Source organism: Vibrio pacinii DSM 19139, from assembly GCF_000711795.1.
Classification (GTDB): Bacteria; Pseudomonadota; Gammaproteobacteria; order Enterobacterales; family Vibrionaceae; genus Vibrio; species Vibrio pacinii.
On record NZ_JONH01000001.1, the window covers coordinates 73,756 to 97,868 of the forward strand.

Below are 24,113 nucleotides of genomic sequence, written 5' to 3' on the forward strand. Positions count from 1 at the left end.
CAGCGCTAGGCGACATCCTGCTTGGACATAAACTCATGCAACGAAGCCAGATCCATCGGCTTGGCAAAAAAGTAACCTTGGAAGACGTCACAACCGAGTTGACGCAACACCGCCGCCTCCTCTGAAGATTCGACGCCTTCGGCTACCGTTTCCATGCCTATACGCTGCGCCATATCCAGCACACCCGCCAACATAGAGTAAGATTTGTCGCTAGTGAGCATATCTGAGACAAAACTTTTATCGATTTTAACTTCGCAAATAGGCAAGTTCTTCAACAAGCTGAGTGACGAGTAACCAGTGCCAAAGTCATCAAGGGAAATACGAATCGCTTGCTCTTTAAGTGCATTGAGTAAAACAATCAGCGTATCGACATCTTCCGCAAAGACACTTTCTGTCACCTCAAGAATTAACTTATGTGGATCAAAATGGTAGTGATTGAGCTGATTTTTTACGTTTTCAACAAAACGATAGTCTTGCAACTGCTTAACCGAAACATTGATCGCGACGTCGATATTGGCGCCAGTGTTGGCTTTAAGCTCAGCCATATCAGTTAAGGTTTGCTCCAAGATAAAATCACCCAAAATCGGCATATAGCCGGAGTTTTCTGCGACATGAATAAATTTATCTGGCGGCACAAAACCGAGCTCAGGACTATGCCAACGAATTAAAGCTTCAACCCCTTTTAGTTGACGATGGGCATTAATTTGAGGCTGATAGGCCATGGATAACTCGCCACGCTGAATTGCCTGCTTAAGTGCTAATTCAATACGGTTTCTTTCTAGGTAATGTTCGAGGAAACTCGCTTGATAAAACATCAATCCATGGCGAGCTTGTTTGGCATAATGCATCGAAAGACCGACATTACGTTTGATTGCTTCAATATCCCAATCACTCTCTTCCCTTGTCGCAACACTCATGCTGCAATCAAGCGAAATCTCTGCATCACGATAACTAAACGGCTGAGTAAATACTTGCTGGATCCCTTCACACAAGGTCGTTAAAGCCTGTTGGTCAGTTAACGGCGTGACAACCGTAAATTCATCCCCGCCTGAGCGAAATAATCGGTGTTGTTCATCAATGAAAACATGCAAGCGTTTAGCAATACTCTTTAACACCGCATCACCCGCTTGATTGCCAAAGTTATCATTGACCAGTTTAAAGCTGTCAACATTCACTAGGATGAGGCTAAAATCTTGGAACTTATTCAGGCTCGACAAATAACGCTCAAGACAAAAACGGTTGGCAATTCCGGTCAAATAATCGTGATTGGCTTGATAGGTTAGTTCTTGTTGTTTGCGTTGTTCGTTAAGCGCGATACTACGGAACAAGAAAAACATCACACTGATCGCAATAATGTACAGGCCAATAATAATTGGCAGCTTCGATAAGAAACTCTCAATCACCATGCTTTTGTTAATTTCGCTTACGACCCAAAGCTGATATCGGTCAATGTAGGTTGCCGCCCCAATCGTTCCTCGGGCACGGTTTTCAAGTTGGTTGACCACAACATTCTGGTTCGATTTGATGTGATCATAATCAAGCCCGCTTTTTCGCTCTAAGCGCGCAACACTCAAGTCCACTTCTGACTGGCGTAATTGATAGAGATAGCTCTTGGATTGATATATCTTGTTCTTGGGAGCGATTTGGTAATATCTGTCTTCTTCACGATAGAGGTAAATATCAAATTCTTGATTGGCCTGTTGCGTTCTGTAAGCATAGAAATAGTCAAAACCTTTTTCGAGCGATACCGAAATTGAAATCACAAACAGCGGTTTACCATTGTTATCATGCATCAGTTTTCGAAACGGGATAATTAGCTCACCCAGGCCGGGCTTTAAATAAGTGCGCCCTATCACGGTCTGATCCGTTTTTAGGGTCTGCTGAAAGCTATCACGAGTTTGGGGACGAAAAAGTGGGTTTATCGCTTGGTTGGTTAATACTCTGGTCGAGCTAGTCACTGGCGTGCCATCAAGATTAAACAATTCTACCGCCAAAATAGACTCATCAAGGCTGACCGTTGAGTCGAGTATTTGTCGAGTATGCTCAATATCTTGGGTAATATCAAAGCGAATTAAGTCGGAGCCTATAATGTCGAGAATAGTACGATATTGATTTAATGAGGCATCAAACGCACTGGCTGTTAACTTTGTCAGGTTAACTTGAGAGCGTGTGATATCTTGATAAGAGTCTTGATAAGACAAATATGCAGCCACCGCAGAGATCACGGACCAAACCGCAATAATAAAGTAAAACGCCAACCAAATATTTTTCTTGATCAAAGCCATTTAGCTCATATCCCTGCCGAAGCCTACGATTAGATGTGATAACTCTTATAACGCCGCTCAACGATTCATCCATTACCTTGCGCGAGACGTCAATCCGTAGGTTACCAATTAATTCTACGATTGTTCTGATTTACATATCATATTCTACAATTATTTAACTATTTACCAATTTTTCGCATAAAAAAAGCAGCGAATTGAGCCGCTGCTTTTATAATTTTTATGCGCTAATCATGTATTAGCGTTGATTGTTACGAGCATTCTGCTGCCCTGCGCTTTTCTTCGGCTTACGACGAGATGGGTTATTGCTACGACCACCACCGCTGTTCACTCGTTCTTCGTGACGCTTAACAGCACGACGAATTTTTTGACTACGAGAGCGTTCACGTTTACGAGAAGTGTTGGCTTTGTTTTCGTCAAGCAGCGTCTCTTTCTCAGGACGCAGTTCAACCAACTCACGCAAGTAGTTAACCTGTTTCAGGTCTAATTCCATCCAACCGCCGCGTGGCAATTTTTTGTCGAGGTAGATATCACCGTATCGAACACGCTTCAAACGACTTACCGTCGTGTCTTGAGATTCCCAAAGACGACGAACCTCTCGGTTACGACCTTCGTTAATCGCGACGTAGAAAGTGTGGTTCATACCCTCACCACCAGCGTAAACCACGTCTTCAAAACGGGCAACACCATCTTCTAGCTCAACACCACGGACAAGGTTTTTCACTTTCTGCTCGGTCACTTCACCGAATACGCGAACCAAATACTCACGTTCTACCTGTCGACTTGGATGCATTAAGCGGTTGGCTAATTCACCATCGGTGGTAAACAAGAGCAAACCTGAAGTATTGGCATCTAAACGACCCACAGAAATCCAGCGTGAACCGCGGATTTTAGGCAAACGGTCAAAGACAGTACGGCGACCTTCCGGATCATGGCGAGTACACAGTTCACCTTCCGGCTTGTAGTAGGCAAGCACACGACACACCACCTCTTCCTGCGCTTTGGCAGAAACAATATGACCATCGATACGCACTACAGCGCTTTCATCTTCTAGTCGTTCACCAAGCTTAGCCACAATACCATTAACACTCACACGACCCGCTTTAATCAAAGCTTCTAGTTCGCGGCGAGAGCCAAGTCCAGCTCGAGCTAATACTTTCTGTAGTTTTTCGTTCATTTATCTACCTATGTGTCGTCTTCTCAGACGTCGAATAAACAAGTGCGACCCAAAATCGCGGCCGCACATTATCGCAAAAAGTGTGGAGGAAATCACGTACTTTCGATTATTCAAAAGGCGCAGTATCACCCGAGCCAATCCGTGCAATAACAGGCTCACCATCACTAAAATCAACCACAGTGGTTGGCTGCTCGCTCAAGTAACCACCATTTAGAATACAATCCACTGCATGCTCAAGCTTATCGCGAATGTCTTCAGGGTCTGACTCTGTCACGCTGTTTCCCGGCAATATCAACGATGTCGACATTAAGGGCTCGCCCAATGCTTCGAGTAAATCAAGAGCGATGCGGTTATCAGGGACACGAATACCAATCGTTTTACGCTTGGCGTTCATTAGGCGACGTGGCACCTCTTTGGTCCCTTTAAAAATAAAAGTGTACGGTCCCGGCGTATTGTTTTTGAGCAAACGGAACGCGGTATTGTCGATTCGTGCGTAGAGAGAAAGCTCAGACAAATCGCGACAAAGCAGCGTAAAATTGTGCTTATCATCGAGACGACGAATTTGGCAAATACGCTCAAGCGCTTGCTTATTCTCAAGCTGACAACCTAAAGCATAGCCTGAATCGGTTGGATAAACGACCACCCCACCGTTTCGAATGATTGCTACAGCCTGATTGATCAAGCGAGCCTGGGGGTTTTCTGGATGAACGTAAAAAAACTGGCTCATTGTCATTCCTCATTATCGAGTCTCTCGACTCTATAGTTAATCTGTGGGGATGGAGTCTGTTGCAGAAGGCTCAATACCCCAATCTTTCCATACTGGTTCAACACCTTTCGGTAACCACAAATTTCTACCTAGCTCCATCCAAGGTGACGGGTAATGAAAGTCACTGCCTTGAGAGGCTAATAGTTTGTATTGTATAGCATAATCAGCCAAGTTGCGTCTTTCTTGTTGCCCTTGCTGAGGTTGAGCCACTTCCATCGCGTCACCACCCGCTTCAGCGAAGGCGGTTAATAAGCGCTTCAACCATTTTGCCGTCAGATCATATCGTCCAGGATGCGCTAACACAGCAAGACCTCCCGCGGCATGAATTGCTTCAACCGCATCGGCAATAGAGCACCAAGTCGGTGGAACGTAACCGGGATTATTGCGAGTTAAATACTTTTTGAACACCTGTTGCATCGTTTTAGCGTAACCATTATCGACCAGCCACTTGGCAAAGTGTGCTCGTGTGATTGGCGCACTGCCCGCAATCATTTTGACTTCGTCAAGTACTCCTTCTCGGGTCGCCTTTTGCAACCGCTCGGCAATCAACTCGGCTCTCGACTCGCGGTGACGTTGTTGCTTGGTGATTAATGCTTGTAGCGCTTCGCTGTGGCGATCAATGTTCAACCCAACAATGTGAATATCTTTATTTTGCCATACGGTCGAAATCTCAATGCCGTCGATCAATTGTAAGGGCAATTGCTTATCTTGAATGTATTGATGCGCGGCACCGAGAGCATCAACAGTATCGTGGTCGGTAATCGCCAACACATCGAGATCAAAGCTCAAAGCTCGGTCAATAAGCTGCTCGGCGTCTAGTCGACCATCAGAGGCAGTGGTATGGCTGTGTAAATCAATTCTCATAGTTTCATTTTTTTGTTGACTTTTTACCCCTGCACTAGTTAACTAGTACACAAATACGAAGTACTTAATTCAAGGCTCTCTATGTTACAAGACATTAACCAACTGCATAAAGAAAAAGTTGCTGCCAATCCTAACCAACGGATTCAGGCGGATCTTGCTTGGTCGCGTACTTGGACCAGTTGTTGGTGGGCTAACGTGTACTTTTAATCTAAAGAATTCATGTTTTAAAGCCCGCTCTTGAAGCGGGCTTTTTTGTTTTGCAATCTTCCTCACATTCAGGTGTTTAAACATTGGTCAGTTTTGACCAAATCTTGATTGGGTCAACCTACGCTTTATGCGACTATGGTGACAAAGGAAGAATAACGATATCGATAAGGAGGTCTTGTGAACAAGGCCATTGAAATCAGAAAGCTAGCTAATATTGAGCTGATAAGAACTGACGCTCCCTATGCACAAGACCCAACGCAGTTATTTCACACTCTATGTGAAAGTAAGACCGATAGCTTGTTATTGGAATCGGCTGAAATTGATTCTAAACAAGATCTCAAAAGTTTATTGATCGTCGATTCAGCAGTACGAATTGTTTGTTTTGGTCATCAGGTGACGATGACGGCGCTGACCGCCAATGGCCGCAATCTATTGGCCCATATTGCAATGAATATTCATGACGATATTCAGCACCAGTTTAACGGTACTGAGCTAACCCTTAGCTTTAAAGCGCCGTCTGACTTATTGGATGAAGACTCTCGACTACGTGAAGCCTCTTCATTTGATGCCTTGCGCCTGATTCAACATAGTTTCGACATTACCAACCTGCATAAGCATGCCATCTTTATCGGCGGACTGTTCGCCTACGATCTTGTGGCAAACTTCGAACCTTTGGGGGCAGCCAAAGCCAATAATCAATGCCCTGACTACGTTTATTACGTTGCTGAAACACTGCTGGTCATTGACCATCAGACTCAATCTTGCGATGTGCAAGCAAGTTTGTTTGTCGATGACTCACAAAAACCAGCGCTGCAAGCAAGAATCGACGATATCCGTCAACAATGTGGCGCACTAAAGCTCGTACCTAAAGCACACCCAGTTAATCACCTTGATGTGCAGCCAAGCGTTTCTGACCAAGACTTTTGTCAAATCGTGCGTGATTTAAAGCAGTACGTTGTTAACGGTGATGTTTTCCAAGTGGTGCCATCACGCCGCTTCACCCTTCCTTGCCCATCGCCGCTTGCGGCTTATAAAGAACTTAAGCAGAGCAATCCCAGCCCGTATATGTTCTACATGCAAGATGAACTCTTTACCCTATTTGGCGCATCACCTGAAAGCGCGCTCAAATACGAAACTGGTACCAACCAAGTCGAAATCTATCCAATTGCCGGGACTCGCCACCGTGGAAAACGTCCTGACGGAACACTCGATTTTGATCTTGATAGCCGTATCGAACTTGAATTACGCACCGATAAAAAAGAGAACGCAGAGCATATGATGCTGGTTGATTTAGCACGTAATGATGTGGCGCGCATTTCTCAAGCAGGAACTCGACACGTGGCTGATCTGCTCAAAGTCGACCGTTACAGCCATGTGATGCATCTTGTTTCGCGCGTCGTCGGTCAACTGCGTGACGACCTTGATGCCCTGCATGCTTATCAGGCATGTATGAACATGGGCACACTGACCGGGGCACCAAAAATTCGCGCCATGCAGCTTATTCGTAATGTAGAAGGCACTCGCCGAGGCAGTTATGGCGGCGCCGTGGGTTACCTTACTGGCGAAGGGACACTCGATACCTGTATCGTCATTCGCTCGGCATACGTTGAAAATGGTGTGGCCCAAGTTCAGGCAGGCGCTGGGGTGGTGTTTGATTCAGATCCTCAAGCAGAAGCCGACGAAACCCGCGGCAAAGCGCAAGCAGTAATCTCTGCTATCCAAAACGCACATAAGGAGTAATGCAGAGATGGCGAATATTATTTTTATCGACAATTTCGATTCATTTACCTACAACCTAGTTGATCAGTTTCGTTCCCTCGGCCATCAAGTCACCATTTATCGCAACAATATCGCGGCGCAAAAAATTGTCACGGCAGTGACTGAACTCGACAATCCCGTGGTGTTACTCTCACCCGGCCCAGGCGCTCCTTCAGACGCAGGCTCTATGCCAGAGGTGATTCAACTCTTACGCGGTAAAGTACCAATGATTGGTATCTGTCTTGGTCATCAAGCGATCGTCGAAGCCTATGGTGGTGTCGTTGCAGGCGCAGGCGAAATCATTCACGGTAAAGTCTCGATGATGGCGCATCAGCAACATCCGACCTATGCAAATTTACCTTCCCCGCTTGCGATCGCACGTTATCACTCTTTGGTTGCCACTCACGTGCCCAAAGCATTGACCGTTACCGCAGAGGTTGATGGTTTAGTGATGTCTGTAGTACAAGAACAAGACAAAGTGTGTGGTTTTCAATTTCACCCAGAATCCATTATGACCACCCACGGCGCAACCTTACTCGCGAATGCGATTGAGTGGGCCGTTGCCAACCATCAACAGCAAGGATAAGTGACATGGAAGCGATCATTAATAAACTCTACGACCAAGTGCCACTTACTCAACAAGAGAGCCAACAGCTTTTTGACTCGATCATCCGTGGCGAACTCGATCCGATTCTAATGGCATCGGCCCTAACCGCGCTAAAAATCAAAGGTGAAACACCGGATGAGATAGCAGGTGCGGCCAAAGCACTACTGGCAAACGCCAAACCATTCCCACGTCCCGATTATGATTTTGCCGACATTGTCGGTACTGGTGGCGATGGTCACGATACCATTAACATTTCCACTACGGCTGCGTTTGTCGCTGCCGCTTGTGGGTTAAAGGTAGCGAAACACGGCAATCGCAGCGTCTCTAGCAAATCTGGCAGCTCAGATCTGCTTGACTCATTTGGCATCAATTTAGCGATGAGCGCGGAAGATACCCGCTCGGCTGTCGACACGTTAGGGGTGGCGTTTTTATTCGCACCTCAATATCACCTTGGCGTCAAACACGCGATGCCAGTACGCCAAACCATGAAAACACGCACCATTTTTAACATTCTTGGCCCCCTGATTAACCCGGCTCGACCAAATATCGAATTAATGGGCGTTTACAGCAAAGCACTGGTTCGCCCTATCGCTGAAACCATGTTACAGATGGGGATGAAGCGCGCGGCGGTTGTGCATGGCAGCGGTCTTGATGAAGTCGCCATTCACGGTGAGACACTCGTCGCTGAAATTAAACACGGTAACATCGTCGAATATACGTTAACGCCAGAAGATTTTGGCGTTAATCGCCACCCACTTGAGGCGATTAAAGGTGGTGATCCACAACAGAACAAAGCGATTATCACCAATATTTTAACCGGTAAAGGAACCGAGGCGCAGCTTGGCGCGGTCGCGGTTAATGTCGCATTATTAATGCGCTTGTTTGGTCATGAAGATCTTAAGGCCAATACTCAACAAGCGATTGACGCAATGAATTCAGGCAAAGCCTACCAGCTGGTCACTCAGCTTGCGGCGCATGCTTAAGCTAGTAAAGAGAAGGTAATCAACATGACTGAGGTTAAAGACAAGCTCTCTGAGCACGTTTCGCGACAAGAGGCGCAAATGGCTGAGGTACTGGCTAAGATAGTAGCTGATAAGTATCAATGGGTTGCACAACGAAAGCAGTCACAACCCCTCGCCTCATTTAAAGACTCGCTTGAAGCGTCTGATCGCGGCTTTTATCAAGCACTGAGTCAAAGTGACACCGTGTTTATTACCGAATGCAAAAAAGCGTCTCCTTCTAAAGGATTGATTCGTGAAGATTTTGACTTGGATTACATCGCTTCCGTTTACAATCATCATGCTGACGCTATTTCGGTATTGACCGACGAAAAATACTTTCAAGGCAATTTCGACTTTCTGCCGCAGATAAAAAAACAGACCAAACAGCCAATTTTATGTAAAGACTTTATGGTCGATAGCTACCAAGTCTACTTGGCACGCCACTACGGCGCAGATGCTATTTTATTGATGCTTTCCGTGTTAAGTGATGAAGCGTACCAACAACTGTCCGAGGTGGCGCACTCATTAAAGATGGGCGTACTGACTGAAGTCAGCAATGAAGATGAGTTGCATCGCGCTGTCAAACTAGAAGCAAAAGTCATCGGTATCAATAACCGTAACTTACGTGACTTATCCACCGATTTAGACCGAACAAAACAACTCGCGCCTCTGGTTAGACAGCTTGCCCCTGAGGCGATTGTGATTTCCGAGTCTGGTATTTATACCCACCAACAAGTTCGCGAGTTAGCCGACTTTGCTGATGGTTTTCTCATCGGCAGCTCACTGATGGCCGAAGAGAATCTCGAGCTGGCGGTACGTAAGGTGATCTTAGGTGAAAACAAAGTCTGTGGCCTTACTCACCCTGATGACGCAGCCAAAGCCTATCAATCGGGTGCGGTCTTCGGTGGTCTAATTTTTGTCGAGAAATCGCCACGTTTTATTGAGGTTGAAACCGCTCGCATCATAATGAGCGGCGCACCACTGAAATACGTCGGGGTTTTTCGTAACCACGCTATCGACGCGATTACCGCAGCCGCCAGTCAACTCGGTCTAGCGGCGGTTCAATTGCACGGCGATGAAGATCAAGCCTTCATTGCGCAGCTAAGAGCTCAGCTTTCGCCAACCATTGAAATTTGGAAAGCATACGGCGTGGGTGAATCGATGCCTGCCCTGATTGCCGAACACATTGACCGCCATCTACTGGATACCAAAGTCGGCTCTCAGGTCGGCGGTACTGGGTTAGTCTTTGATTGGTCATTAATTGGCGATCGTTCAAAAGTCATGCTGGCAGGAGGCATTACCCCATTCAATGCACAAAAAGCGGCTCAGCAAGGCTGTTTGGGTCTTGACTTAAATTCTGGCGTAGAGAGCTCGCCAGGTAAAAAAGATGCCGACAAACTCGCCCAAGCGTTTATGGCAATCAGAAACTATTAACCAATTTCATCGGCGTGGCATGGTTGCGCTGACTCAAATTAAAGGAACAACATCATGGCAAAACTCGACGCCTATTTCGGCGAATACGGCGGTCAATTCGTACCGCAAATTCTGGTTCCAGCGCTAGATCAACTTGAGCAAGCGTTCATTGATGCCCAAGACGACCCTGAGTTTCGCAGTGAGTTTATGTCTCTGTTGCAAGAGTACGCCGGCCGTCCTACTGCATTGACTTTGACTCGTAACCTCACCAAGGGAACCAAAACTAAACTTTATTTAAAGCGTGAAGACTTACTGCACGGCGGGGCGCACAAAACCAACCAAGTACTCGGTCAAGCGTTGCTCGCTAAACGTATGGGTAAGGATGAAATCATCGCTGAAACTGGCGCAGGTCAACATGGTGTTGCGACCGCTTTGGCTTGTGCTCTGCTTGGCCTCAAATGTCGCGTTTACATGGGTGCAAAAGATGTTGAGCGTCAAAATCCTAATGTATTTCGCATGAAGCTGATGGGCGCCGAGGTTATCCCTGTTCACTCGGGCTCAGCCACATTAAAAGATGCCTGTAATGAAGCCCTGCGCGACTGGTCTGGTAGCTACGAGAAAGCGCACTATCTATTAGGCACTGCCGCCGGTCCACACCCGTTCCCAACCATAGTGCGTGAATTCCAGCGTATTATTGGTGAAGAGACCAAAAATCAAATCCTCGCCCGCGAAGGTCGTTTACCCGATGCTGTGATTGCCTGTGTTGGCGGCGGATCAAACGCGATTGGCATCTTTGCAGACTTTATCGAAGAGCCAAACGTTCGCCTTATTGGAGTTGAGCCGGCAGGTAAAGGAATTGACACTGACCAACACGGTGCGCCGCTTAAACACGGTAAAACAGGCATCTTCTTCGGTATGAAAGCGCCGTTAATGCAAGATGCAAATGGCCAAGTTGAAGAGTCGTATTCTGTTTCTGCAGGTCTTGACTTCCCATCGGTCGGGCCGCAACACGCTCACCTCCACGCTATCGGCCGTGCTGAGTATGACAATGTCACCGATGACGAAGCACTCGAAGCATTCCAAGAAATCGCACGTAGTGAAGGGATCATTGCTGCGCTCGAATCTTCTCATGCACTAGCACATGCACTGCGCATGGCTCGTGAGAACCCAGACAAAGAACAATTACTGGTGGTTAACCTATCTGGTCGTGGTGACAAAGACATCTTCACTGTGCATGACATTCTTGAACAAAAAGGAGCGATCTAATGAACCGCTATGAAGCTATGTTCGCCCGTCTTGGCGAAAAAAACCAAGGCGCTTTTGTCCCGTTCGTAACGGTTGGTGACCCAACGCCAGAGCACTCACTCAACATTATGCAAACCTTAGTAGAAGCAGGCGCTGACGCACTGGAATTAGGCATTCCTTTTTCGGATCCCTTGGCCGATGGCCCAACCATTCAAGGGGCGAATATCCGCGCGTTAGAGTCGGCAACCACACCAGAGATATGCTTTGATGCGATCAGCAAAATCCGTCAGCAATACCCAGAGCTACCAATCGGTTTGTTGATGTACGCTAATTTGGTCTACTCACGCGGCATCGATAATTTCTATCAGCGCTGCGCACAGGCCGGGGTTGATTCTGTTTTGATCGCAGATGTTCCAACTAATGAAAGTGAAGAGTTCGTTATTGCGGCCAAACATCATGGCATTCAACCGATCTTTATTGCGCCGCCCACTGCCTCGGATGCCACTTTGCAGTCGGTTGCCCAGCTTGGTGGAGGCTATACTTACTTACTCTCGCGTGCAGGTGTCACAGGCGCTGAAACAAAGGCGAATATGCCCGTAGCCGATATGATAGACAACCTTAATCGATTTGATGCTCCACCAGCCCTACTAGGCTTTGGCATCTCAGAGCCAGAACAAGTGAAACAAGCGTTGCAAGCAGGCGCTGCTGGCGCGATATCAGGTTCTGCGGTGGTTAAAATCATCGAAAACAATCTCGACCAACCCCAAGAGATGTTAAATAAGCTCGCGAGCTTTGTTTCAGCAATGAAAGCTGCAACACAAAAGTAACGTGTTAGCCATCTAACCACCTATGCGATCAGCTTCTTATCCCCTTGATGAAGCTGATCTTTTTATTAACATTTCCCGCCCTTTCTCCCTCTTGTCGATAACAACCGAAACGTTAATTAGATGTCGCTGAATCATTACCAAGATCAATAGCAATCGTTTGCTTTTGCGCAAAAAATTAGCACCCGTCAATAAAACAGTGATTATTTAGTCAATAACCCTGTTGCTGATATTGCCAATTGTAAAAATTAAGTGTACAAAGCGAGACAGGATTATCATCCAAATCAAATATGATTAATGGAGTGTAATTCCAGGAATTTAAATTTAATTAGCACAGAGGTTATGGAAGTGTTAAAAGAAAAGAGTTTACTAAGCAACATTGGCGTGCAAGTCGTCATTGCAATGATCGTTGGTACTGCCGTGGGTGCCATGATGGGCAGCGACGCAGTCCTATTCGCTCCGTTAGGTGCAATCTTTATCAGCTTGATTAAAATGTTGGTTATTCCTTTGGTAGCAGTCGCACTTATTTCTGGTGCTGCTGGTCTAGGAAACAGCCAATCTGCAGGTAAAGTTGGTCTAACGACCTTAGCTTATTTTGGTCTTACATCGGCACTTGCCGTTGCCCTCGCAATACTGATGGGTGAAGTATTCCAACCAGGCATGGGCATCGACGTTTCTGGCGTTGAAGGCATGTTCTCTGCAGAGTACGCTTCAAAAGGTGAACTACCTACTTTCTGGGCTACCGTCACTGGTATGATCCCAACCAACGTTTTCCAGTCACTCAATGAAGCTAACATCCTCCAGATCTTGGTATTCTGTATGTTCTTTGGTATCGCGATTTCAAAGCAGGCCAAAGAACGTCGTGAACCTATCATCAATGGCGTAAACTGTATTGTTGATGCGATGGTATGGATGATCAACAAAGTGATGGTAATTGCTCCTATCGGCGTCTTCGGTCTTATGGCAGAAGCGGTCGGCACCTTCGGTTTTGGTGCCCTGATGGTAGTATTCAAACTGTTTGTGGTTTACGTTGCCGCTATCCTTATCTTCGGCTTTGTTGTCTACCCATTGATGGTACACATCTTCACCAAAACTTCGGCGAAGAAGTTCCTAACCGCGATGAAAAAACCACAAGCTGTGGCACTTTCAACGGCTTCATCTATGGCGACACTGCCTGTCACGATGGACACCGTTGAGCATGAGCTTGGAGTGAGAAACTCGACAGCATCGTTTGTTCTGCCACTTGGCGCGACCATCAACATGTCAGGCAACGCTATTTACTACGGTTTAGTGGCTATCTTCTTTGCTCAGCTATTTAACATTGATCTTGGTATGGGCGCCTACATCGCCATCATCATTACTTCAACTCTAGGTGCAGTTGGTCAAGCAGGCGTTCCTGGTCCATCATTCTTAGTGGTTGCCGTACTGCTTGCCGCAGGCATTCCAATTGAAGGTCTACCGCTACTGTTTGCTTTAGACCGTATCTTTGACATGATCCGTACCGCGCTCAACATCACCGGTGACGCTGCGTGTGCAGTAATTGTTGACGCTCTGATTGAAGAAGAAGCGAAAGACGTTGAGCTGCAAAAACAGCAAGCTTAATAACGACTAGAACAAGTTTAACGACTTGAACATTTAACAGAGTCACTCATCGAGTGGCTCTTTTTTGTTGTCTTTGTTTAAACGTTAGACTTGGACTTAAATTGCAGTTCAACCAAGCGCTGATAAAGTGGGCTAGTGTTGAGTAAGGTGTGATGGTTGCCAATATCGACCAATTTACCTTGTTCTAAAACCGCAATTTTGTCAGCATGCTGAATGGTTGATAACCGATGGGCAATGATAATTGTCGTTCTACCACGCATTAATTCTTCGAGTGCCTGTTGTACATGGTGTTCACTTTCACTATCTAACGCACTGGTTGCTTCATCAAGCAACAAAATCTCGGGGTCTTTTAAGATCGCGCGCGCAATCGCGATTCGCTGTCGTTGTCCACCCGACAAACGCACGCCCCTCTCGCCTAAAAAACTTCTGTAGCCGTTTGGTAAGTTGTCAATAAACTCATGGGCATGAGCTTTCTTCGCCGCCGCTACAACTTCTTCATCAGTCGCTTCGGGCTTACCATAACGAATATTGTAATAGACATCATGACTAAACAGAGCTGGTTGCTGAGGAACCAATGCCATTTTGTTACGCAGTTGACTCGGCTCACACTGTTTAATATCAACGCCTCCTAAGGCGATTGAGCCTTGCTGAGGGTCATAAAAACGCTGCAATAGCTCAAAGATGGTGGTTTTACCTGCTCCTGAAGGCCCTACCAACGCCAGTACTTTGCCGGGCTCAACGAGGAGACTCAGATCAGATAACGCGGCTTGGTCAGGGCGCGATGGATAATGGAAAGTAACCGACGCAAACTCGATCTGAGGCGTGACTTCTTCAAGCGACACACCGTTACTCGATGGGGCAACAATATCACTTTCAACCTGAAGAATTTCAATCAATCGCTCAGTTGCACCAGCGGCACGCTGCAATTCACCCATCACTTCTGAAATGGTCGCCAGCGATGAGGCGACAATAATCGCATAAAAAACAAATGCACCTAAGTCCCCTGCAGACAAGGTGCCAGCAATCACGTCACTGCCTCCGACCCATAACATCCCTGAAATAGCGCTAAAAACAATGACAATGACGCCGGAAATTAAAATCGCTCGTTGCATCACACGCTGACGACCAATTTGATAGGCTTTTTCTACTTGAGTGGCAAAAAGGAGCTGTTCTTGGCTTTCTTGACTGTAGCTTTGCACGGTTTTGATCTGCTCGATCGCTTCTCCTGCGTAACTACCTACCTCTGCCATTGAGTCTTGGCTTTGGCGCGACAGAGCGCGAACTTTGCGCCCATAGTAGAGGATTGGCACTAAAATAAACGGCACACTGGCCAGCACGATCAAGGTCAGTTTTACGTTGGTGGCAAACAACATGATCAGCGCCCCAACACACATCAAAGCACTGCGCATCGCCATTGAAAAAGACGAACCAATAATACTTTGCAGTAACGTGGTATCGGTGGTGATCCGCGACATAATTTCGCCGCTACCATTGGTTTCGAAATAACTTGGGTGCAGACCAATGACATGATTAAAGACCGCTAAGCGAATATCGGCACTGACTCGCTCCCCTACCGACGAAACCAAATAGAAGCGAAAAAAAGTCCCGACAGAGATGAGCAGCGTGACCGTAAGAATAAAACCAATGGCGCTACCTAGTTGCGTCAATGAACGACTGGCAAAGCCTTGATCAATCAATAATCGTACCCCATGACCCACCGACAAGGTTAATGATGCGGTCACAACCAGCGCGGCCAGGGCGGCGATCACTTGCCAACGATAAGGGCGAACAAATCGAATCAGTTCAGTCAAAATAGTCAAACTTCGCTTTTCGAGCTTGACGTTTTTATCAGCTATTGCCTGTTTTGAAGTCAGAGTTCGCGGTGGGTTCATAACGGTTCCGATGATGAGAGTCACAGGTTTAACATACACACTGCAGCATCAATAAACAAACCGTTCCGATTAAAAAAGGCCATTCATATGAACGGCCTATGGTTACTTACGTGTCAGGTTTTAAGCGATTAAATCGAAGCGATCCGCATTCATTACCTTGTTCCAAGCGGCGACAAAGTCTTGAATAAATTTCTCGTGATTGTCGTCTTGAGCATACACCTCAGCATAAGCGCGTAAAATCGAGTTAGAACCAAACACTAAGTCTACCCGAGTGGCTGTCCATTTTGTTTCACCAGTGGCTCGATCATTAATATGATAAAGATTACGACCCTTTGGTTGCCATTGGTAAGCCATATCAGTGAGATTGACGAAAAAGTCATTACTTAATACACCAGTACGATCGGTAAATACGCCGTGGCGGGTATCGCCATGGTTGGTGGCCAATACGCGCATCCCACCAAGCAATACCGTCATCTCAGGCGCAGTGAGCCCCATCAGTTGAGCGCGATCAAGCAGTAACTCTTCTGGTGAAACAGCGTAATGCTCTTTTTGCCAGTTTCTGAATCCATCGGCAAGTGGCTCTAACACGTCAAAAGAGTCCTCATCGGTCATCTCTGCGCTAGCATCGCCGCGCCCAGGAGCAAACGGAACCGCAACAGCATAACCTGCGGCTTTGATGGCTTTTTCTAGCCCAACATTACCTGCTAATACAATCGTGTCTGCTACACTCGCGCCGAAACTCTCAGCAAGCGGTTCTAGTACAGCTAACACGCGTTGCAAGCGTTGTGGCTCATTGCCTTGCCACTGATTTTGCGGCGCTAAGCGAATACGTGCGCCGTTCGCACCACCGCGGTTATCTGAGCCACGAAACGTACGTGCGCTGTCCCACGCGGTGCTGACCAAATCGCTGACCGACAAATCGGTGTCACTAATTGCCGCTTTGAGGGCTTCAACATCATAGTCATCACGTCCGGCTGGGACTGGGTCTTGCCAAATCAACGCTTCACTAGGGACATCGGGGCCAAAGTAACGAGCTTTCGGACCAAGATCCCGATGAGTCAACTTAAACCATGCACGCGCGAACACTTGTTCAAAGTACGCTGGATCGTTACGAAAGCGTTGTGAGATTTTGCAATATTCTGGGTCAAGCTTGAGCGCCATATCGGCATCGGTCATCATTGGCATTACGCGAATACTTGCATCTTCGACATCGACAGGTTTATCTTCTTCTGCGATATCGACAGGCTCCCATTGCCAAGCGCCAGCCGGACTCTTCGTCAACTGCCAATCGTATTTGAACAGCAGTTCGAAGTAACCATCGTCCCATTGTGTTGGATTGGTCGTCCACGCACCTTCAATACCACTAGTTACAGTGTCACGACCAATACCACGAGAGGTATGGTTCATCCAACCCATCCCCTGCTCTTCAATCGCAGCCGCTTCTGGCTCTGGCCCAAGATTGGCTGCATCGCCATTACCGTGCGCTTTACCAACGGTATGCCCCCCAGCCGTTAGTGCCACAGTCTCTTCATCATCCATTGCCATACGAGCAAACGTCACTCGCATATCTTGCGCCGTTTTAAGTGGATCGGGGTTGCCATCAACACCTTCTGGATTGACATAGATAAGCCCCATCATTACCGCCGCTAATGGGTTTTCTAAATCACGTTGACCGGAATAGCGACTGCCTTCACCTCCACTGGTGGCCAACCACTCTTTCTCAGATCCCCAATAGGTGTCCTTTTCTGGATGCCAGATATCTTCGCGGCCGAAAGCGAAGCCGAACGTCTTAAACCCCATGGATTCATAGGCGATGGTGCCGGCAAGTATGATCAAATCAGCCCAACTGATTTTGTTGCCGTATTTGCGTTTGATTGGCCACAACAAGCGGCGCGCTTTATCTAGATTGCCGTTATCTGGCCAAGAGTTAAGCGGAGCAAAACGCTGATTGCCCGTTGCAGCCCCTCCGCGACCATCAGCAATGCGATAGCTGCCCGCCGAGTGCCACGCCATACGAATCATTAAGCCGCCATAATGTCCCCAGTCAGCTGGCCACCACGCTTGGCTGTCGGTCATAAGATCGGTTAAATCTTGTTTAAGCGCTGCTACGTCAAGCTTTGCGAGTTGTTGACGATAGTTAAAATCTGCGCCTAAAGGATTAGTTTTACTGTCATGTTGATGGAGGATGTCGAGATTAAGCGCGTTTGGCCACCACGCAGTGTTTGACTCACTGGCTTGTGTCATTGCGCCATGCATAACGGGGCACTGCCCTGAGGTTTTCTGTTTATCTGACATTGGTCGATCCTTCTTGTTCATTACTTTTAATTAAGCTGTTTACGATAGAAAGGATAGACAAGTATGCAAATAGGCACACTATGTTTACGTCTATTTCACTGATTGGTAAAACCGATGAGCGATGAAATGGATAAAAAAAGCCAGAGGCATATCGACTCTGGCTGCGGGGTATTTTAGCGTGCGCTAATTATAAGAAATGCAAAGTGGCGTTAAGCGAAAAGTTTTTCACATCTTCTTCTTTCATTGAGAACACATTGTAACTCGCACCTAAAGAGAGCGGCCCTATTACAAAGTATTCTGCGCCAACACCATACATGATGTCGATTTCGTCTTCTTTAAAGCTACTGCCAGTCAACTCATAAGAGTGCAAGCCTACTTTGCCGTACACATGAAGAGGGCCAAAATCGATGCTTGGTTTCGCCGCGAAATACACAGCAGAACCGGTTAGATTACCTGTGAAGTTACCGTATTTTACGTTGTCGAAATCGCCAAAGTCTTGATAACCCGCTTCAAGACCGATCAACGGAAGAATACCAGTACCAACATGAACGTTATACGAGGTTGAAGATTCGTTACCCAAATCCGCTTGACCTACACTCGCGCTGCCGTAGATCCATGAGTCCGCTGAAGCAGTGGTGGACGCGCCAATCAGAGCTAGCGCTAGTAGTGTCTTTTTCATAATAAACCTTCTCTATTTATATGCTGCAGAGGCTTCAACTGGCAAACCTCTGCCGTATTAGTCAAAATTCCGAACGGTATACTTAACCTTATGCAAATTACATACCTAGACGTAAATCACATACCTAGCAAGCTTCAATTGCCATTTTAATACGCTTGTCAGAAACGGGATAAGGGGTACCTAGCTGTTGAGCAAAGTAGCTAACGCGCAACTCTTCGAGCATCCAACGTATTTCTTTAACGTTATCAGGAACTGCCACTCCCTTCGGAATTTTATTAAGTAACTCTTTGTAATCATTAGTGACCGACTCGATTTTTAGCATATGCAAACGGTCTTTGTTGGGATCAATTGGCAGCTTTTCCATCCGGCGCTCAATCGCTTTCATGTAACGCAAAATGTCCGGCAGGCGCTTCCAGCCACACTCAGTCGCAAAGCCCTTAAAAATCAGCCCTTCAATCTGCGCTTTGATATCAGACAGTGCAAACGCCATGGTAAAGTCAATTTTACCTTTAAGCTTTTTATTGATGCTGAACGCGGTGGTCAAAATCGTTTCAACTTGCTGGGCAATCTCGACGACGGTATCACCCAACTCGGCACGAACGTGCTCTTTCAACTGTTCAAACGCTTCAGGTTGCCACACTAAGCCGCCTTTTTGTTCGATCAATTTGTCTACGCCACAGGCAATGCAGTCATCAATCAGATCGAGTACTTTGCCATACGGATTAAAGTACAGACCCAACTTCGATTTATTCGGTAAATTAGCGTGTAAGTACTTAATCGGCGATGGCACATTGAGCAATACTAAGCGGCGCTGTCCGGCCTTCATGGCTTGCACTTGCTCTTGCTCGGTTTCGTAGAGCTTAATCTCAACACTGTCTTTGCTATCAACGATCGCTGGATACGCTTTGACTTCGTAGCCGCCACGTTTCTGCTGATAGACTTTTGGCAGTTCACCAAAACTCCACGTGTGCAAGCCTTGCTGTTCGATATCATCGTCAGCGACTTTCGACAGTGTCTCTTGCACCTTCTCTTTGAGACTCTCTTTGAGTTGATGCAAATCGCGATGTTCTTTTAACTTCCGGTTGCGATGGTCGACGGCGCGGAACGTCACTTTCAAGTGATCGGGCACTTGGTCAAGGTTCCAATCGTCACGCAATACTTCAACACCTGTCATTCGGCGTAACTCTTTTTCTAACGAATCAAGCAATGGTGCTTCCATCGGCGTGACACGTGCTAAAAAGGCATCGGCATAATTTGGCGCCGGAACAAAATTCTTACGAATCGTTTTCGGCAACGATTTAATCAAGCTGACCACTAACTCATGACGTAAACCTGGGATCTGCCAGTCAAAGCCAGCAGGTTCAACTTGGTTTAAAATCGGTAAAGGCAGATGAACCGTGACACCATCGTTATCTTCACCTGGCTCAAATTGGTAACTCAGTTTTAATTTGAGGCCATTTTGATGCCAGAAATTAGGATAATCGAGATCAGTGACATGGCTGGCATCGCCTTTGAACAACATCTCTTTTTCAAAGTTAAGCAGCTCCGGATTGCCTTGGGATGCTTTCTTCCACCAAGTATCAAAATGGCGTCCAGACACAACTTCGGTGCCCACTCGCTGATCATAGAAATCAAACAACTCATCATCATCAACCAAGATATCGCGCCGACGAGACTTGTGCTCTAACTCTTCAACCTCTTGCAGCAACTTACGGTTTTGCTTAAAGAAAGCATGTTTAGTTTCCCACTCACCTTCAACCAAAGCGCTACGAATAAACAGCTCACGACTGACAACAGGATCGATACTGCCATAGTTGATAAGGCGTTTAGGTACGATAGGTACGCCATATAGCATGACTTTCTCATGCGCCATGACCGCCGCGTTTTTTTTCGACCAATGGGGTTCACTGTAACTGCGTTTGATTAAGTGTTTCGCCAAAGGCTCAACCCATTCAGGTTGGATCTTGGCAATAATGCGCCCCCACAACCTCGATGTTTCCACCAGTTCGGCTGACATGATCCACTTAGGCTGCTTTTTGAATAACCCCGACGCTGGGAAGATATGGAAACGAGCGTTACGCGCGCCTTGATATTCGTTTTTCTCTTGGTCTTTAACACCAATATGTGAGAGCAAGCCCACGAGGATCGCGCTATGCACACTTTGATAGTTCGCGGCTTCATCGTTAAGCTTAAAGCCCATTTCACGCATCGCCTGATGAACCTGAAAATACACATCTTGCCACTCACGCACACGCAAGTAGTTTAAGTAGTCTTGTTTACACTGCTTGCGGAACTGGCTGCCCGATAGCGCCTTTTGCTGCTTTTGCAGGTAATCCCAGATATTAACGAAGGTGAGAAAATCTGACTCTTCATGGAAGAAACGGCGATGTTTGTCATCCGAAGATTGTTGTTTATCACTTGGACGCTCACGCGGGTCTTGAATCGACAAGGCCGATGCGATGATCATCAACTCTTTCAAAGCGCCATATTTAGGCGCTTCAAGTACCATACGTGCCAGACGTGGATCAATCGGCAACTTCGCCAATTGACGGCCAGTTGCCGTGAGACGTTTATTTGGATCGCTGGCTTTATCATTAATCGCGCCAAGCTCTTCAAGCAAGCGCACCCCATCTTGGACGTTACGCTTATCTGGCGCTTCAACGAATGGAAACGCTTCGATATCACCTAAGCCCAATGCGGTCATTTGTAAGATAACCGAGGCTAAATTGGTACGTAGAATTTCAGGATCAGTAAATTCAGGTCGAGAATTGAAATCGTCCTCGGAGTAAAGGCGAATACAGATACCTTCTTCGACACGACCACAACGGCCTTTCCGCTGATTGGCGCTCGCTTGCGATATTGGCTCAATTGGCAAGCGCTGTACTTTAGTGCGGTAGCTATAGCGGCTAATACGCGCCGTGCCCGGGTCAATCACATATTTGATGCCAGGTACGGTGAGAGACGTTTCAGCCACGTTAGTCGCCAATACAATCCGACGTCCAGCATGAGGTTGAAAGATCTTGTTTTGCTCGCCAGCCGATAAGCGTGCATAAAGCGGCACGATTTCGGTACTCTTGAGGTTACGTTTCGCCAGTGCGTCTGCGGTGTCGCGGATTTCTCGCTCACCATTCATAAAGATCAGGATATCACCCAGACCTTCATCACACAGCTCATCGACCGCTTCAAAAATACCTTCTAATTGGTCACGATCACTATCATCGTCTCCCGCCAATGGGCGATAACGAGTGTCTACCGGGTAGGTGCGACCTGAGACTTCGATGATCGGTGCATTTTCGAAATGCTTAGAGAAACGTTCTGGGTCAATCGTTGCTGAGGTGATGATCACCTTCAAGTCAGGGCGACGCGGCAGTAACTCTTTTAAATAACCGAGGATGAAATCAATGTTCAGACTACGCTCGTGCGCTTCATCAATGATGATGGTGTCGTACTGGTTAAGAAAGCGATCATGTTGAATTTCTGCCAGCAAGATACCGTCAGTCATTAACTTAATTTGAGTATTATCTGATATTTGGTCGTTAAAGCGTACCTTATAACCAACAAACTCACCCAGTGTGCTTTCCATCTCTTCTGCAATGCGACTCGCCACCGAACGCGCCGCGAGTCGACGTGGCTGAGTATGACCAATTAAGCCATATTTACCACGGCCAAGCTCGACACAAATTTTAGGTAACTGAGTGGTTTTGCCTGACCCAGTTTCACCGGCAACGATCACCACCTGATTGTCTGCAATCGCCTTGGCAATATCGTCTTTCTTCTGGCTAACAGGCAAGATGTCAGGGTAGTTGATCGTCGGCACAACGGCGCAGCGCTGCTCGGCTGCCATCATCGACTTAGCAATATCTAATGCGATCTCGTCAAACACAGCGTTACGTGAGGCTTCTTTTTTTATTCGACTTGCCCCGGAGATGCGTTTGCTTAAACGAAATCTGTCTTTCAACAAGCACTGGTTGAGTGCTTTGCGTAATGAAGCCGCGTTATTAGCTTGAGCCTGATGCTCTGATGCGGCTGTTTTTTTTGGCTGTGACGAAGTCAAAGCGTTACCTATTCTTTTCTATCGATAAAACTGCGCGGATTGTATCACAGATGATAATAAAAACGCCCACAAACCTATACCTGTGGGCGTTGCTTCTATGGTGGGCGGCTAAAAATCAACCTGGAGATAAAGGGTGTTGTAGTTACTGCCCCCTTTTATCCGCCCATATTGCGAGGCTTTTTCAAAAATCGCACTGCGATGATGCAACGAGTAACCAATCCAAACATTGTTCAAGTCGTTTGAATTGAACAAATCGCCAACATTAACGTCGACAGAGAAATCCAAATAGTTCAGGAGGTTACTGGGATTGTAGCCTTTAGATTTCATCTCTTCGTTTTCAACATAGGTAAAGCTGTCTACGTAAGAAAGCCCTTCTGCAACGCCAAACCGCCATTGAGTCGGCCAATCAAAGGTGTAGTACGCTTTAATGGCTGCGACATATTCGGTGACAGAAGACTGCACCTCAGACGACCAGTGATGGACAATCCCCGGCGTAAAGTAGATATCAATCGGTACACCAAATAATTCGTCGGTTAATGGGTGCCCATAAAAAAGCGAGGTGAGCTGGTTGTTGTAGGGATCCTTCTCACGGTTAAGTTTGATAATTTCACCGATATTAGAAGGGGTTGCCCAACCATGCGCGACACGCCAATAACGTTTATTACTCAACTCTGATTTGGGCGCTTTGCTCTTGTCGTTAAAAAATCCGAACCCTAGGTAAAATTCACCTTCAAATCTGTCATCGACTACCTGCGATTGGTAGGCATTGCTATCAAGGTGCGTGACACTGGCCGCGCCAAGCAGATATAAATTCGAGTAGACGTGATAACGGGCTCGGACGCCCGCGTTAACATCAATACCTGCGCCAATGCGCTCGCCGGTATAATCATTAAACGCATAATACTCACTGTTGAAGTCAGCATCTTTGTACCTCACCGTCGCATGAGGCGTCAGTTGCCAGTCACCCCATTGATAGTTTGCCGAGGCACTAAGATTGACGTGAAAACGCATATCTTTGTCACTCATTAACTCGGTGTCTAACTGCCAATTCTGACTAAATTGATAACGTAACTGAGCACCAAAGTCGAACGTATCGCCTTGATGGGCATTTTGTGCTGACGCAGGAATATCGACAAAACGCATACGCATTAAGGCATTGAACTCGATATTATCGCCTTGATATAAATAAGCACCCGCTTGCATCCCATCAATGAACACATGCTCATTGTCAAAAAACATCATAGGAACAAAAGTACTGACGGTTTGATCACCGTTTTCGGTTTTAAACGGAATTGACGCCATACGATAAATTGCGGCGATACCCCAATCTTGCTCCGCTTGCTGGGCATAAGCAGAGGAACAAACTAAGCCACTGACAGCTATCGAGAACATCGATAGCGAACGGTTTTTTATCATTTTCTATCCAAAAGTGACGTAACAACTCAAA

General features: G+C 46.7%; 17 protein-coding genes and 1 other annotated feature. Of the genes, 8 read left to right on the top strand and 9 right to left on the bottom strand.

Annotation, left to right across the window (positions count from 1 at the left end; all coding sequences use genetic code 11):
* Positions 1-5: 5 nt before the first annotated feature.
* The 4 genes from BS19_RS00330 to rnm all read right to left on the bottom strand — a co-directional run bounded on the left by BS19_RS00330 (position 6) and on the right by rnm (position 5,089).
* A complete protein-coding gene (locus BS19_RS00330; RefSeq protein ID WP_038172528.1) occupies positions 6-2,285 on the bottom strand; it encodes a bifunctional diguanylate cyclase/phosphodiesterase in 2,280 nt (759 codons plus the stop codon).
* A gap of 235 nt (positions 2,286-2,520) precedes the next feature.
* On the bottom strand, positions 2,521-3,459 hold the full coding sequence (rluB, locus tag BS19_RS00335) for a 23S rRNA pseudouridine(2605) synthase RluB (protein ID WP_038172529.1): 939 nt from the start codon (positions 3,457-3,459) through the stop codon (positions 2,521-2,523).
* A 106-nt stretch (positions 3,460-3,565) separates the two neighbouring features.
* Entirely contained in the window at positions 3,566-4,186 is a 621-nt protein-coding gene (locus tag BS19_RS00340) for an L-threonylcarbamoyladenylate synthase (protein ID WP_038172530.1), read from the bottom strand.
* A gap of 36 nt (positions 4,187-4,222) precedes the next feature.
* Positions 4,223-5,089, bottom strand: a complete 867-nt coding sequence (gene rnm, locus BS19_RS00345; protein ID WP_038172532.1) for an RNase RNM — start codon at positions 5,087-5,089, stop codon at positions 4,223-4,225.
* A gap of 81 nt (positions 5,090-5,170) precedes the next feature.
* On the opposite strand from rnm, the gene trpL2 reads away from it, so the two are divergent.
* From trpL2 to BS19_RS00385, 8 genes are all read left to right on the top strand, one after another.
* Positions 5,171-5,296: a tryptophan operon leader peptide gene (gene trpL2, locus BS19_RS00350; protein ID WP_038172534.1), complete on the top strand. Its 126-nt coding sequence runs from the start codon at positions 5,171-5,173 to the stop codon at positions 5,294-5,296.
* Positions 5,243-5,345 (top strand) — a sequence feature (Trp leader region). It overlaps the preceding gene by 54 nt.
* A 128-nt stretch (positions 5,346-5,473) precedes the next feature.
* Positions 5,474-7,036, top strand: coding sequence for an anthranilate synthase component 1 (locus BS19_RS00355; protein ID WP_038172536.1), 1,563 nt, complete (start codon positions 5,474-5,476; stop codon positions 7,034-7,036).
* Between the two features lie 7 nt (positions 7,037-7,043).
* Positions 7,044-7,640: an aminodeoxychorismate/anthranilate synthase component II gene (locus tag BS19_RS00360; protein WP_038172537.1), complete on the top strand. Its 597-nt coding sequence runs from the start codon at positions 7,044-7,046 to the stop codon at positions 7,638-7,640.
* Positions 7,641-7,645: 5 nt separating this feature from the next.
* A complete protein-coding gene (gene trpD, locus BS19_RS00365; protein ID WP_038172538.1) occupies positions 7,646-8,644 on the top strand; it encodes an anthranilate phosphoribosyltransferase in 999 nt (332 codons plus the stop codon).
* A 24-nt stretch (positions 8,645-8,668) separates the two neighbouring features.
* Entirely contained in the window at positions 8,669-10,096 is a 1,428-nt protein-coding gene (gene trpCF, locus BS19_RS00370; RefSeq protein WP_038172539.1) for a bifunctional indole-3-glycerol-phosphate synthase TrpC/phosphoribosylanthranilate isomerase TrpF, read from the top strand.
* Positions 10,097-10,150: 54 nt separating this feature from the next.
* Positions 10,151-11,341: a tryptophan synthase subunit beta gene (gene trpB, locus BS19_RS00375; protein WP_038172542.1), complete on the top strand. Its 1,191-nt coding sequence runs from the start codon at positions 10,151-10,153 to the stop codon at positions 11,339-11,341.
* Positions 11,341-12,147 carry a tryptophan synthase subunit alpha gene (trpA, locus tag BS19_RS00380; RefSeq protein ID WP_038172544.1) on the top strand — a complete coding sequence of 269 codons (807 nt, stop codon included), beginning with the start codon at positions 11,341-11,343 and terminating at the stop codon, positions 12,145-12,147. Before trpB ends, trpA begins: the two co-directional genes overlap by 1 nt.
* A gap of 339 nt (positions 12,148-12,486) precedes the next feature.
* The gene (locus tag BS19_RS00385) at positions 12,487-13,746 is read left to right on the top strand and encodes a dicarboxylate/amino acid:cation symporter (protein WP_038172546.1); all 1,260 of its coding nucleotides are present in this window, start codon (positions 12,487-12,489) and stop codon (positions 13,744-13,746) included.
* A 77-nt stretch (positions 13,747-13,823) separates the two neighbouring features.
* Here BS19_RS00385 and BS19_RS00390 read toward each other — a convergent pair whose 3' ends face one another.
* The 5 genes from BS19_RS00390 to BS19_RS00410 form a co-directional block, all read right to left on the bottom strand.
* Positions 13,824-15,638 (bottom strand): ABC transporter transmembrane domain-containing protein, encoded by a 1,815-nt coding sequence (locus BS19_RS00390; RefSeq protein WP_038172549.1) that lies wholly within the window; start codon positions 15,636-15,638, stop codon positions 13,824-13,826.
* A gap of 120 nt (positions 15,639-15,758) precedes the next feature.
* A complete protein-coding gene (gene katG, locus BS19_RS00395; RefSeq protein WP_038172550.1) occupies positions 15,759-17,933 on the bottom strand; it encodes a catalase/peroxidase HPI in 2,175 nt (724 codons plus the stop codon).
* 187 nt (positions 17,934-18,120) lie between these two features.
* Positions 18,121-18,612, bottom strand: coding sequence for a porin family protein (locus BS19_RS00400; protein ID WP_038172551.1), 492 nt, complete (start codon positions 18,610-18,612; stop codon positions 18,121-18,123).
* A 124-nt stretch (positions 18,613-18,736) separates the two neighbouring features.
* On the bottom strand, positions 18,737-22,666 hold the full coding sequence (hrpA, locus tag BS19_RS00405) for an ATP-dependent RNA helicase HrpA (protein WP_038172552.1): 3,930 nt from the start codon (positions 22,664-22,666) through the stop codon (positions 18,737-18,739).
* 108 nt (positions 22,667-22,774) lie between these two features.
* Positions 22,775-24,058 (bottom strand): MipA/OmpV family protein, encoded by a 1,284-nt coding sequence (locus tag BS19_RS00410; RefSeq protein WP_245609245.1) that lies wholly within the window; start codon positions 24,056-24,058, stop codon positions 22,775-22,777.
* Positions 24,059-24,113: the final 55 nt, after the last annotated feature.

Coding starts and splice junctions, on each gene's coding strand:
- BS19_RS00330 (WP_038172528.1), bottom strand. CDS start 2,285: ATGGCTTTGATCAAGAAAAATATTTGGTTGGCGTTTTACTTTATTATT.
- rluB (WP_038172529.1), bottom strand. CDS start 3,459: ATGAACGAAAAACTACAGAAAGTATTAGCTCGAGCTGGACTTGGCTCT.
- BS19_RS00340 (WP_038172530.1), bottom strand. CDS start 4,186: ATGAGCCAGTTTTTTTACGTTCATCCAGAAAACCCCCAGGCTCGCTTG.
- rnm (WP_038172532.1), bottom strand. CDS start 5,089: ATGAGAATTGATTTACACAGCCATACCACTGCCTCTGATGGTCGACTA.
- trpL2 (WP_038172534.1), top strand. CDS start 5,171: ATGTTACAAGACATTAACCAACTGCATAAAGAAAAAGTTGCTGCCAAT.
- BS19_RS00360 (WP_038172537.1), top strand. CDS start 7,044: ATGGCGAATATTATTTTTATCGACAATTTCGATTCATTTACCTACAAC.
- trpD (WP_038172538.1), top strand. CDS start 7,646: ATGGAAGCGATCATTAATAAACTCTACGACCAAGTGCCACTTACTCAA.
- trpCF (WP_038172539.1), top strand. CDS start 8,669: ATGACTGAGGTTAAAGACAAGCTCTCTGAGCACGTTTCGCGACAAGAG.
- trpB (WP_038172542.1), top strand. CDS start 10,151: ATGGCAAAACTCGACGCCTATTTCGGCGAATACGGCGGTCAATTCGTA.
- trpA (WP_038172544.1), top strand. CDS start 11,341: ATGAACCGCTATGAAGCTATGTTCGCCCGTCTTGGCGAAAAAAACCAA.
- BS19_RS00385 (WP_038172546.1), top strand. CDS start 12,487: ATGGAAGTGTTAAAAGAAAAGAGTTTACTAAGCAACATTGGCGTGCAA.
- BS19_RS00390 (WP_038172549.1), bottom strand. CDS start 15,638: ATGAACCCACCGCGAACTCTGACTTCAAAACAGGCAATAGCTGATAAA.
- katG (WP_038172550.1), bottom strand. CDS start 17,933: ATGTCAGATAAACAGAAAACCTCAGGGCAGTGCCCCGTTATGCATGGC.
- BS19_RS00400 (WP_038172551.1), bottom strand. CDS start 18,612: ATGAAAAAGACACTACTAGCGCTAGCTCTGATTGGCGCGTCCACCACT.
- BS19_RS00410 (WP_245609245.1), bottom strand. CDS start 24,058: ATGTTCTCGATAGCTGTCAGTGGCTTAGTTTGTTCCTCTGCTTATGCC.